The sequence below is a fragment of the Chryseobacterium sp. MMS23-Vi53 genome (assembly GCF_047651245.1).
Lineage (GTDB): Bacteria > Bacteroidota > Bacteroidia > Flavobacteriales > Weeksellaceae > Chryseobacterium.
The window spans coordinates 3,590,101-3,603,245 of the sequence record NZ_CP180265.1; the positions used below are offsets into that span (position 1 = coordinate 3,590,101).

A 13,145-nucleotide genomic window follows, 5' to 3' on the forward strand; every position below is an offset into this window, starting at 1 on the left:
TATTTGCACTTCCTATTAACACTGAATAATTATACTGTATGATTTAAAATTTATTTTCTCACGCTTTTGAGTTTTTAAGGTTAAACATTTACTAAAACTATTTTATGATTATCTTTTAAAATGGCATTTGCATTGGTTTTGAAAAATATTAATATTCATAAACCGTTTGCTGACTGTGTTTCTAGAGAGAAGTTGTTTGTTTTTTCATCATTCTTCAACAGAATGCAAATGCCGATTTTTAAAGTGTTTTTTCCATTTTGCGACTGTATTTCTACTGAGCATGAAATGATTGGCAACCTCAGTATTGTTCAGTTCATTTTTTTCTTGATAATCCAGAATTTCAAGAATAGTTTTCTCGTCGTAAGAGCGATGCTTTTGGTTAAATATATTTGTTTCTTTATCATTTATCCCGAAAATAATATTGTTTAGTTTAATGACGTCCAGAATAGAAATTTCGCTTTTGCTTAAAATAGATCGGCATTCTTCTCTTTTGCTTGGATGCTTTAGAGCTAATATGTCATTATAAATCAGTCTGTAATTAGGGTGAGTGCGTTGCATAATGTGGTTTTTATTTTATGGTTTGGTTAAATTTTCTGCTTAAACTATTTTTTTAGATTCTTTTTCATTTTTGTATTTTACGGTCCATCGATGCAGTGTTGTCTTAGGAATTCCGTATTTATCCACAACTTCACTCATATTTTTTTCGCCGGAATGGATGAGATCTACAATAAAATTGATAACTTCTCTTGTATAAATATTTTTTCTAAATTGTGGCAATTCACTGTGTGGTTTATCTTTGTTGTTACTGTAAATATTGCTTTGTGGTGAAAATAATATCAGATGTTGTGAATAAATTCTAAAAAAATCGTATTCCAAAAGTTTGCTCCATTTCAACAATATTTCGGCGTCTAGGCTTTTGGATTCGTACATTGCTTCTATTCCTTCTTCTGTGGTACTAAAAAAATTACAGATTCTTGGAATTTCTATTTCGGATTCTAAAACTCTTTGCTTAATTAAAGCTCCTGCATTGATATTTTTGAAAGACTTCATGACAATTTATTTATGAGTTAAGATTGTATTCCTTTCGCGAAATTCTAAAGCAAATCTACTCGGGCAAAATAAAAAACAAAGAATTTTTGTTGTTAATCCGTGTTAATCAAAATTTATTTTTTTGATATTGATTGTTAATTTGTAATAGTTTAAATAATTGGTAATTAGAAGGTTAATTTTTTATAGGCATTAATTTAATGAGTTAACTATAAATATTATAAAAAATGTTTTTTTCGAATTTTTTAGATAAATAATTAGTAACAACTGAGATACAATTAATCTAAAAATCTGCTTAATGTTAATCAAGAAAAAGGGGTTGGGTGAAATTTAAATTGTTTAAAATGAATGTGAACCATCTTTTCAATATGAGTTAATATTCAGCAAGATTCACTTTTATTACACTTTTATGAGTGCTTTTATAGCTTAAAAACTAAGATTATGGTTAATCTGAAATTAATGACATACATGAAAATTGGTAATTAATAGTATTTATTAAATCGGTTTAATCGCTTTTATGTTTGTTATATGTTAATTGATTATATTGTTAATGAATAACGAAAATCCAGCTTTTATTTTTTCTAAATTAGAGTATGTTTCGTGCTGTAATTTTATATGTAATTGTATTATTTTCAGTGATTTGTTGTCATTCTGAAAACGATGATATGTATTTTTACGGTTTAGATAAAGAACTTACTGCAACAGATCATAATAAGGAAAAAATTTACAGTATTTATCAAAGAGAAACAAAGAGATACAAAAACACTCATGATCTTAAATATTTACTAAGCAGCAAATATTCTGAAATATTCCTTTTCCCGGATAATAAATCTAAAAAAATATCTATTATCTATGAGCTTTTACGAACGAATGATGATGAATATGAATATATTACGACCGCATGTAATTTTTATCTTGCGCTGGAATTCGAAGAAACTTCGCCGAAATTGTGTCTTCAATTTTTGAATGAAGCTATTAAAACCGAAGAAAAAAGTGTTGGGGAAAAGATCTTTCTACCGCATCTTTATCATGCGAAAGGACGCTGGTATTATATTCATGAAAATTATTCTTTAGCAAAAAAATATTTCGAAAAAGCTTTAAAAGTCTTTAAAAGAGGAGATACCTTATATATAGCTTCGATGTATAATAATTTCGGGTTGTGTGAAAATGCTGAAGGCAATATAAAAGAAGCAATAGAGCAAACTTTTCATGGAATTAAAATCCTGCAGGGAAAAAATAATCTTACAGAAGATGAATCTTTTTTTCTAAGTCTGATGAAAGGAAATGTAGGGCTATATTATTTAAAACTAAAGAAATATAAAAAAGCTGAACTCTTCCTTTCGAGGGAAATTGAATTTTATGAAACCAGAAAACGATATAACATCAATGTGGTAAAAAACTCGGAAGAGTTGCTGAAAGTATATCAAATAGCAGGAGAAACTGAAAAAGAAACACGATTGATTAATCTTCTGTTGAAAATGTTTCCGCTTTTGAAGAATACAAATGATAAAATAAAGGCTTGCATTGTTTTGCAAAATTATTATTCTCAAAAAAACGATCTTAAAAATCTAAAATCATTTTCCGATGAACTTCTGAAACTCAATTCTATATATAATAAAGAGCGTAGAAAAGATATGGATAATGTTTCGGATATTTTAAATGGTTATATTATAAAAAATATTAACCAGAAATATGATTTCAAGATTGAAACACAGCGAAGAAATATTGCGATTTTCATTTTTTTGGCGATAATTATTGTTGTAATTGTTATAAGAATCATTTTAAAAATTCTTGAAAAAAATAAAAAGGAAAAAGAAATTCTTGAAATACAGAATGTTATACTTGAAAATAGCAATGTAGACCTTGAAAAAGATATAGAAATTCATAAAAGGAAAATTAAAAATTTACATCTCAACCTCAATCTTAAAATTGAAACAGAAAAGGCTTTCCTGGAAAATCTGAAGAAAATTAAACGATCAAAAAATATTGATGCCGAGGAAACTGTGAAAGACCTTTTCTTTAAAATAAATAATCTATTGCAGATTGATGAGAAAAACCATGACCTTGTGAATGAAAGTTCGGAAGAAAATAAAGAATTTATGAGAAAACTTTCCGAAAGATTTCCCTTTTTATCTGTTCATGAACTAAGACTTTGTGTATATTTCAGGCTCAATTTATCATCGAAAGAAGTGTCTTTGTTAGAAAATATTACACCGGGAAGCGTTAGAGTTTATAAAACGAAAATAAAATCTAAAATAGGATTGGATAAGGAGGAAGAATTAAGTGTTTTCTTAAATTCGATTAAATAATATCTTAAATTTCCAAAATGTCACGAAATTTCTTATCTTGAAACAAGAAGAATTTAATATGGACGAAAACATTTTAGGTATTGTTGCAGGAGTTCTTACTTCTATTTCTATGATTCCTCAACTTATTAAAGTTTTAAAAGAAAAAGACGCAGAAAATCTTTCCTGGGTAATGTTGATGGTTCTTATTACCGGACTTTCTTTATGGGTTTGGTATGGCTTCTTAAAAGACGAATTGCCTATTATTCTGTCGAATGCATTTGCTGTCCTTGTAAATATCATTCTTCTTATATGTTATTTTATTTTCAAAAAATCTTAGAAATAAAAAAATATCTGATATTTTTCTTTTTTATCATGCCAAAAAATTCTAAAATTCGGTTTTTTTAGAATAACTCCACTATTTTCTTTTAAAATTATCTCTTTTTTATCTACTGAATATCTACTTACGACTACGTTGTAATTTATTGATTTTTAGTTGTTTGTGTTTTGAAAGTATAATTGCAGTACCCATTTTTTGGAGTATTGGTTCTACATTTGTACCAAGAAAAGCAAATAATGTTTTGAAGTGCGAATGTAGTATGAAAGTGAATGAAAGTGATCTACAAAACATCATAATATAAACACTAAAACTTCAGAAATTATGAAAAATAAAATGAATGTAATGATTCGGTTTTTGTTTGCAGCAATTTTTCCAAGTCAACCAGTTTTGATTTACTGCAAAAAATAACGATTCTAAAAACACACAAACACAAACATTGTTCCCAAAACAATTTTTAAGCAAGGCAAGTTAGTTATTAATCTTTAAAATAACAAATGCGAAGGATTATGATGACCATGAAAACTAAAAACATAAAATACAAAAAAAATTAAAATCTAGACTTCATTAGAAATTAAACAACTTAGGTTTAATAACATGTGGGATGGATGATTAATGTAAACACTAAGAAAATGAAAAACAAGATTACAATTACTCTTGCTCTTACCGTAGCAAATATAGCTTATGCCCAGGTTGGGGTAAATACCTCAGCTCCAAAAGCAACGTTTGATATTACTGCTAAAAGTGATAAAGGAACCTCTACAAATCCTGAAGGTTTACTTGTTCCCAGAGTGGACCGTCAAAAAGCGCAATCGATGACGGGTGTAGAGACTTCTACCATGATTTATGTAAATAATGTTTCAACAGGAACTTTGGCAGGAACAGCCGTAAATATTGATAAAGTGGGATACTACTATTTCAACGGTACAGCTTGGGTAAAGCCTGATACAGATAATAACATATATAATTCCAACGGTGCCCTTACCGGAAATCGTACGGTAACACAGGGAGCAAATACTTTGGCATTTACAGGGACATCGGCTAATGCATTTTCTGTTGACGGAGCTACTTTTTCTGTAAACGCAGCAAATGACAGAGTAGGAATAGGTACAGCAGCCCCAAATATAAAGCTGCATGTAGAAGGATCTCAGTATCTAAATGCAGCAAGAACACATTCAACTACAAGAAATGCTCTAGATATCAATATCGGACAGGATTCTTTTGCCTACGGAAACAGAACAGATAATTACGGTATCAACATCAGAACTGCTTCAAGTGTATTTGGTGGAAACATTGCCCGTATCAATTTTGGAGATACCAATACAACTACAAATAATGGAACTCGTTATCTTTCTTTCAGTGTAGGGAGAACTCCTAATGAGCTAATATATCTTACAGACGGAAATGGAGGTAGAGTTGGTATTGGTACAGTGACGCCTCAAAATACGCTTGATGTAAGAGGGTCTTTCAGACTGGTAAATGGAAGTGAGGGTGCCAATAAAATTTTAACATCAGATGCGAATGGTGTTGCAACTTGGCAGACACCGGCAGCAAATACAGATACAAGTATTTATGCAGGTAACGGTACTTTGTCTGGAAACAGAGAAGTAACTCAAGGTAATAATACATTGGCATTCACAAGTACCGCAACTACAGGAACAAATCATTTCTCTGTAGATGGAAGTACATTATCCGTAGATGCTGCTACAAACAGAGTAGGTATCGGAACAACTACACCACAAAACTTATTGGATCTTGGTACAGGACATGGAAAGAAATTATCATTATGGAATAACAGCACTACAGGAGATGATTTTTATGGATTGGGTACTTCAATGAACGTTCTACAATTGTTTGCAGGAGCAACAGCAGCAGGAGATCCGTTAATAACATTAAATAAAAACGGAAGAGTAGGTATTGGTACAACGGCTCCGGCAACAAACTTCCATACTATTGGTACAAGAAGATTCGAAAATGCTACGGCTGGATCTGTAGCTGTTGGATCTGTATTAACGGCTACTGATACAAATGGTACTGCAGAATGGCAAACTCCTAAGACACAGGTGATTTCGGGTGCGATGGGTCCAGGATACGATTTTCCATTCGGTGGTTCTACGGATTTCAGATATACAGGAGCGAACATCACTCTTCCTCCGGGAAAATGGCTGGTAACAGTGAGTCAGTGGGTAAAACCTCAGGGAGGAAACCTTTCTGCTGATGACTTTGTTTTTGTAAGAAGTACTTTCTCTGATCAGAATTTAACAACGGTAGGACAAGTAGGAGTACAGTCTACTGATGTAAATGTAAGACCCACATTAATCAGTTTTCTTGTAACAGGTCCTTTTGCATCAGGAACACTTCGTGGAGATGTAAAAACAGGATCAATTATTATCAATAATACTTCTACAGGAAACAAAACGTACAGATATATCGTAGGAAGCTCTTCTGCAAACAGAAATGCTGCAGGAATTACTTTAAATGCATTAGGTGGCTCTTGGTCGGAAAACTCAATTGTTGCAACGGCTATTAACTAATTAAATATAAAAAACACTTAGTAGAAAAATTTTGTTGTGTTTGTGTAAAAGAATAGCAGGGAGATCACCTCAAACTGTTATTCTTTACCTAACAATACTCAAAATTCTAAAAATACAAAGAAAATTTATCCCTTTTAATATTTGTATTAAACATAAAAACTTAAGAGATGAAAAATAAAATTATTTTAACTTTCGCCCTTACAGCGGGATCTATGGCATTCGCCCAAGTTGGTGTAAATACTCCAACACCAAAATCAACATTTGATATTACAGCTAAAAACCCAACCGGAATTGCAAGAAATGCAGATGGACTATTAATTCCGAGAGTGGATAGAGCACGTGCTCAATTGATGCAGAATGTAGAAACGTCTACAATGATTTATGTAAATAATCTTAATGGAAATGCAATTGGAACGACTAAAAATATTGATGTAGTAGGTTTTTATTATTTTGATGGTATCTACTGGGTGAAAATGGTTGTTGATCCTAGCGCGTTTAAAGACAACGATAATAATATTTACAATACAGACGGAACTCTGGCTGCAAATCGTACGGTAACTCAGAATGATAAAAAACTAAATTTTATCACCACTTCAGAAAATGGATTTTCAGTCACTAGTGCAACAGCACCTGTCCTTACAGTAAGTGGAAACACCAATAGAGTAGGAATTGGTTATGCTACTCCTATTGGAACTTTGGCAGTATCAAATTCATCTGCACAGGCTGATAACGTTATTGTTGCTGGTTATAATAAAGATACAGGAGATGCAAGAAATGTTGTTTTATATAACTCAAGAACAACAAATGCCAATTTTGGAGGAATAGAATTTGTTCCGGGAGATAAAGGAGACGGATTAAGTGGCGCTTCTATTCGAGGTATTGACAGAGATTTCAGCAATGGGTATGGAGGGTTACAGTTCCATACCAGAAATTCTAAAGACTTCGCGCCTAGAATGACAATTAAGTCTTCAGGAAATATTGGTATTGGAACAGATGCACCAACAAATTTATTGCATGTAAACTCAGCAACTTCCGGAGCTGTAAAAATTGTAGACGGAACTCAGGCAAATAATAGAGTTTTAACATCAGATGCCAATGGTGTTGCGACCTGGAAAGATATTCCCACACAAAGCTTTACAGATACAAGTATTTATGCAGGTAATGGAACTATTGCAGGAACAAATACTACAAGAACTGTTGCACAGGCTACAAATAATTTAGCATTCACCAGTACCGCAACTACCGGAACCAGTCACTTTACAGTAGACGGAACAACTTTAAATGTAGATGCTGTAAATAATAGAGTAGGTGTAGGTACTGCGGCACCGACAAATCCACTGGATGTAAGATCTGCAACAGCAGGAGCTTTAAAAATCGTAGACGGAACTCAGGCAAATAATAGAGTTTTAACATCAGATGCCAATGGTGTTGCGACCTGGAAAGATATTCCAGCACAAAGCTTTACAGATACAAGTATTTATGCAGGTAATGGAACTATTGCAGGAACAAATACTACAAGAACTGTTGCACAGGCTACAAATAATTTAGCATTCACAAGTACCGCAACTACAGGAACCAGTCACTTTACGGTAGACGGAACAACTTTAAATGTAGATGCTGTAAATAATAGAGTAGGTGTAGGTACTGCGGCACCAACAAATCCACTGGATGTAAGATCTGCAACAGCAGGAGCTGTAAAAATTGTAGACGGAACTCAGGCAAATAATAGAGTTTTAACATCAGATGCCAATGGTGTAGCGACTTGGAAAGATATTCCAACACAAAGTTTTACAGATACAAGTATTTATGCAGGTAACGGAACTTTGTCGAGTAACAGAACAGTAGCACAAGCAGGAAATACACTAGCATTCACGAGTACTGCAACTACAGGAACAAATCATTTCTCTGTAGATGGAAGTACATTATCCGTAGATGTTGTTACAAACAGAGTGGGTATCGGAACAACTACACCACAGAACTTATTGGATCTTGGTCCAGGTAATGGAAAAAAATTAGCATTATGGAATAGCGCAACTGGAGATGACTTCTACGGGCTAGGCAATGCAGCGAATGTTCTACAATTGTTTGCAGGAGCAACAGCAACAGGGGACCCGTTAATAACATTAAATAAAAACGGAAGAGTAGGTATTGGTACAACGGCTCCGGCAACAAACTTCCATACTATTGGTACAAGAAGATTCGAAAATGCTACGGCTGGATCTGTAGCTGTTGGATCTGTATTAACGGCTACTGATACAAATGGTACTGCAGAATGGAAAACACCTACTGTAGAAACAGTCGTAGGAGGTATTGATGCTTCTAATAGTATTGACATACCATTTGCAACAAATGGAGATTATAAATACACAGGAAGATATATTACTTTGCCTCCGGGAAAATGGGCGGTTACAATTACTCAGCTTGCACAAACTTATGGAGCATTGGATAATGATGATTGGTTATTTGTAAGAAGTACATTTGGAGAAGGTAGCCCTGCATTGGGAGCTACGGTTGCAAGATCAGGAGATGTAAATGGAGGACCGTCACTAATGAGTTTCAGAGTTCAGGGACCTGCTTCAGCAGGTGCACCGCAACAATTCGATGTTGCTCAAGGTACTATTTTTATCAATAATACTTCTAATGGTAACAAAACATACAGATATATTGTAGGAAATACTGTTGCGGGAGGAAATCCAAACGCTTCTACGGTTATTAAAGCATTTGGAAGTACGTGGTCTGAAAGCTCAATCTTCGCAACAGCAATCAAATAACATAACTATATGACCGTAAGGCAGGAATGGCGTTCCTTTTTTTAATTCCTGTCTTACCTTTTTTTAACATATATGATCGAAAAGAGTTATCATTTAATTACAACTTTTTAGGAGTTGACATCTGCAGGGATGGGAATTTTATTTGTATCCCTGCTTTATTAAAATATTTTTTAGTGTTTTTAAAACACAGATGATCGGTAAAAAAAATTATTAAACAATCCCATAAAAAAAACACATAGATAAAAAAATTAATGTTGTTGGATTAAGATGAAGAAAAACCGGGCGTTTTTACAAATAAATGTAGAAGCGCCCTTTTATACAAATGTTCCTGAAAAATAAAACTAAAAAACTACAAACTATAATTAAAACAAAGTGAAAAACAAAATTATTTTGACACTCGCTCTTACGGCAGCAAGTGTATCTTATGCACAGGTTGGTGTAAACACGACGACACCAAAATCAACATTTGATATTACAGCAAAAAACCCAACCGGAATTGCAAGAAACGCAGATGGATTATTAATTCCGAGAGTGGATAGAGCACGTGCTCAATTGATGCAGAATGTAGAAACGTCTACAATGATTTATGTAAATAATCTTAATGGAAATGCAATTGGAACGACTAAAAATATTGATGTAGTAGGTTTTTATTATTTTGATGGTATCTACTGGGTGAAAATGGTTGTTGATCCTAGCGCGTTTAAAGACAACGATAATAATATTTACAATACAGACGGAACTCTGGCTGCAAATCGTACGGTAACTCAGAATGATAAAAAACTAAATTTTATCACCACTTCAGAAAATGGATTTTCAGTCACTAGTGCAACAGCACCTGTCCTTACAGTAAGTGGAAACACCAATAGAGTAGGAATTGGTTATGCTACTCCTATTGGAACTTTGGCAGTATCAAATTCATCTGCACAGGCTGATAACGTTATTGTTGCTGGTTATAATAAAGATACAGGAGATGCAAGAAATGTTGTTTTATACAACTCAAGAACAACAAATGCCAATTTTGGAGGAATAGAATTTGTTCCGGGAGATAAAGGAAACGGATTAAGTGGCGCTTCTATTCGAGGTATTGACAGAGATTTCAGCAATGGGTATGGGGTTTACAGTTCCATACCAGAAATTCTAAAGACTTCGCGCCTAGAATGACGATTAAGTCTTCAGGAAATATTGGTATTGGAACAGATGCACCAACAAATTTATTACATGTAAACTCTGCAACTTCCGGAGCTGTAAAAATTGTAGACGGAACTCAGGGAGCAAACAAAGTATTAACATCCGACGCAAATGGTGTTGCGACCTGGAAAGATATTCCAGCACAAAGCTTTACAGATACAAGTATTTATGCAGGTAACGGAACTTTGTCGAGTAACAGAACAGTAGCACAAGCAGGAAATACATTAGCATTCATGAGTACTGCAACTACAGGAACAAATCATTTCTCTGTAGATGGAAGTACATTATCCGTAGATGCTGCTACAAACAGAGTAGGTATTGGTACAACGGCTCCAAACTCTACCCTTCAAGTTGTTGGTGGTGAAATGAGAGTTGGAGGATCAGCTTCTCAGGCAGGAACAATAGATAACCCAATACTAAGAATTCATTCAAAAGCCAATGCAGCAGGTTTAGGAGGCCAGATTAGATTTAATGAAAATGATACCAATTATGGATATTACATTAAGCATAATACAGCTACTGGAGATCAGGGATTTGATGGCTTAGCAATAGGCTCTTCACAACCAGGAAAATATACTGAGAATATTTCAAGACCGGGGTTGTTTGTTGCTGATAATCAAAATGTTGGTGTGGGTACGGCATCTCCACAAACAATTTTACATATCGATTCTAATTTCGATAATAATGTAAATGCAGCACCCTCTACAGCTCAGCAAATAAACGATGTTGTAATAACTCGTACAAGTGGTAATGTTGGTATAGGAACAACAAACCCATCAACTAAACTTGAAGTAAACGGAAATTTAAAAGTTAATGATACTAAAGAGCTTACAAGTTCTACAATATCTCCTTTGTATGTAGATCAAAATGGGCTGGTTGGTAAAGCTCCCGTTGTTGGAAGTCAGGTGGCACACTTTAGAGGAGATGCTCTTGATGCTCCTCCTGGATCTGTTACGTTAAGCAATATAAACCAATCAATTCCAACTCCACTCGTTTTGCAACCGAATCATCGTTTTATTAATACAATGGGAGCTGATGTGATTAATGGAAATATAAAAATTACCAGAAGTGGATATTATCAGTTCGGTGGAATGATAAATTTTTACTTAGCAAGTTCTGTTAATGAATATTATTGGATCTTAATTAATGTTCAAAAAAGCTCTGATAATGGAAGTACATGGAACAATATAAATGGGATAAGAGCCATAATTAATGGTGCTGCAAATAGGACTTATAGTTATTCGCAAATTATACCTCAGACAATTGAACAGTTTAATTCAGGAGATCTGGTAAGAATTGTTATTTATAGAACAAATTTGGGAGGGCAGCCTCAAGGTAATGAAATTCGCAAATTACATGTGATATCCAGCGTACCTGGTGCTATTTATGGATATACTTTTTCGATGAGCAAGCTTTAGAACGGTACAGTATAATTAAAAGAAAGTTTATTTATAGTCGGAAGCAGGAGCATTCAATTTTTTTCATAGCTTCTGTTTCCTTTTTTAAAGACTCAATGTTATTTATATAATCGACTAATTTTTAGTTGTACAAAGCAGGGAAAGATTTATTTTCTCCATATTCCCTGCTTATTTTTTTTAATATTAATTTTTTATGATGCCTCATGAAGATTAGGTTAGTTTTTATCGTGAGGAAGTTAAAGCCAAAGATGTTTTTCTTTGGCTTTTTTATTTAAGTTATTAGGCAATGAAAAATAAAGGTGTATTTTAAACTATTAATGATTCTTTTTGATTGATAATTTTCGTTAATATTATTTATTGATGAAAATTTCATCTTAAAATCAAATGCTATGAAATTTTGACTACTACAATTAAACTGCATTATGTCTTGTAACTTTTTAATAATCAGTTATTTATTTTTAAGAAGTGGAATTGCAGTATAGAATTATTACTCAGGAGGTTATACATTTGTATCAGAAAACAAGTCAGAACACAAACAATGATTTAAAAACACAAATGATGATTTTTCTAAACACTAAATTCTAAAACACTAAAAAAAAATTTAAAACAAAAAAATACACAAATGATAATAAGGAGGAATAATTAATTTAAATGATGACAAAAAATTGATATTGCAAATTCCCAAATGAAAATCGAAATACTTGTTTTTTTATTTCCCAAATGATGATTTTTTATTTTTTATACACATCGATTTTCAAATTTGAGGCAGAGACTATTTCCACAATTATTCCTCCGTTTCTACCATACCAAAACATTAAAAGTAAGTGTTATTTTCATAAAATGTTGTTTAAGCCGGAGAATTTTTTCTTCGGCTTTTTTCTATTTATACAGAGATTTAATGTTAGAGCCAACGGAGAATCTTTTAGTATCTCGAGTGACAATAAAAGATCAAAATATTAGTTTTTTATTTGATGTTATTATGTTAAATGAAAGAATTTAAATTAAAAAACGCTTTCACTAAAAAAAGTAAAAGCGCATTGCATTTATGTGGATGTGTTTCTTATAAAGGTTATTTAGCTTTATCCAGAACGAATTTTGCCAAAGGAGCCATTCTCGCTTTGTTTAATGTTAAAGTATTTCCGTTTACAGAATAGTTGTCTGCAGAAAGTAAAGCCTGTGTAAAAGCTCTTTCCGTTTCCAGATCATCACACGCGATCATTGTAGACATTCCCTGGTTGAATTTAATACGCATTACCTCCGGTTTTATTTCAAAAGTTCCGCCCACGCCATTGCAACCACCGTGTCCTTCGTATCTCATATCCGCCATGTTCAGCATAAAATAAGGATTAGCACTTGGATTTTTTAATTTAATAGGTTGCCCCATAATTTCGGTTAGCTTCCATTTTTTCCCAGTAATATCATTCGAATTTTTGGGTGGAACAGGAGTTGTTGGAGTAGTCGGTTTACTCATACACGATGCCAAAAAAATAATAAGCATCAAAGTGCTGAAATATTTAAGTACTCTTTTCATAGTTTATTTGGTGTTAAAATTTGTTTTTTCATTC

At 33.1% G+C, this 13,145-nt stretch carries 9 protein-coding genes; 6 read left to right on the forward strand and 3 right to left on the reverse strand.

The features are described from left to right. Nucleotides 1-207 precede the first annotated feature (207 nt). The gene (locus ACKX2A_RS16155; RefSeq protein WP_415325847.1) at nt 208-558 is read right to left on the reverse strand and encodes a helix-turn-helix domain-containing protein; all 351 of its coding nucleotides are present in this window, start codon (nt 556-558) and stop codon (nt 208-210) included. A 39-nt stretch (nt 559-597) separates the two neighbouring features. Beyond that, complete coding sequence (locus tag ACKX2A_RS16160; protein WP_415325848.1) at nt 598-1,050, reverse strand: transposase; 453 nt, start codon at nt 1,048-1,050, stop codon at nt 598-600. A 590-nt stretch (nt 1,051-1,640) separates the two neighbouring features. Here ACKX2A_RS16160 and ACKX2A_RS16165 point away from each other — a divergent pair. From ACKX2A_RS16165 to ACKX2A_RS16190, 6 genes are all read left to right on the forward strand, one after another. Next, nucleotides 1,641-3,356 (forward strand): transcriptional regulator, encoded by a 1,716-nt coding sequence (locus tag ACKX2A_RS16165; RefSeq protein ID WP_415325849.1) that lies wholly within the window; start codon nt 1,641-1,643, stop codon nt 3,354-3,356. 37 nt (nt 3,357-3,393) lie between these two features. After that, complete coding sequence (locus ACKX2A_RS16170; RefSeq protein ID WP_415325851.1) at nt 3,394-3,672, forward strand: SemiSWEET transporter; 279 nt, start codon at nt 3,394-3,396, stop codon at nt 3,670-3,672. A 629-nt stretch (nt 3,673-4,301) separates the two neighbouring features. Then, a complete protein-coding gene (locus ACKX2A_RS16175) occupies nt 4,302-6,203 on the forward strand; it encodes a hypothetical protein (protein ID WP_415325852.1) in 1,902 nt (633 codons plus the stop codon). A gap of 167 nt (nt 6,204-6,370) precedes the next feature. Next, nucleotides 6,371-8,974: a beta strand repeat-containing protein gene (locus ACKX2A_RS16180; RefSeq protein WP_415325854.1), complete on the forward strand. Its 2,604-nt coding sequence runs from the start codon at nt 6,371-6,373 to the stop codon at nt 8,972-8,974. Between the two features lie 372 nt (nt 8,975-9,346). Next, a complete protein-coding gene (locus ACKX2A_RS16185; RefSeq protein WP_415325856.1) occupies nt 9,347-10,135 on the forward strand; it encodes a hypothetical protein in 789 nt (262 codons plus the stop codon). After that, nucleotides 10,132-11,580, forward strand: a complete 1,449-nt coding sequence (locus ACKX2A_RS16190) for a hypothetical protein (protein WP_415325857.1) — start codon at nt 10,132-10,134, stop codon at nt 11,578-11,580. Before ACKX2A_RS16185 ends, ACKX2A_RS16190 begins: the two co-directional genes overlap by 4 nt. A gap of 1,069 nt (nt 11,581-12,649) precedes the next feature. On the opposite strand, the gene ACKX2A_RS16195 is transcribed toward ACKX2A_RS16190, so the two are convergent. Continuing rightward, entirely contained in the window at nt 12,650-13,111 is a 462-nt protein-coding gene (locus tag ACKX2A_RS16195) for an META domain-containing protein (RefSeq protein ID WP_415325859.1), read from the reverse strand. Nucleotides 13,112-13,145 lie beyond the last annotated feature (34 nt).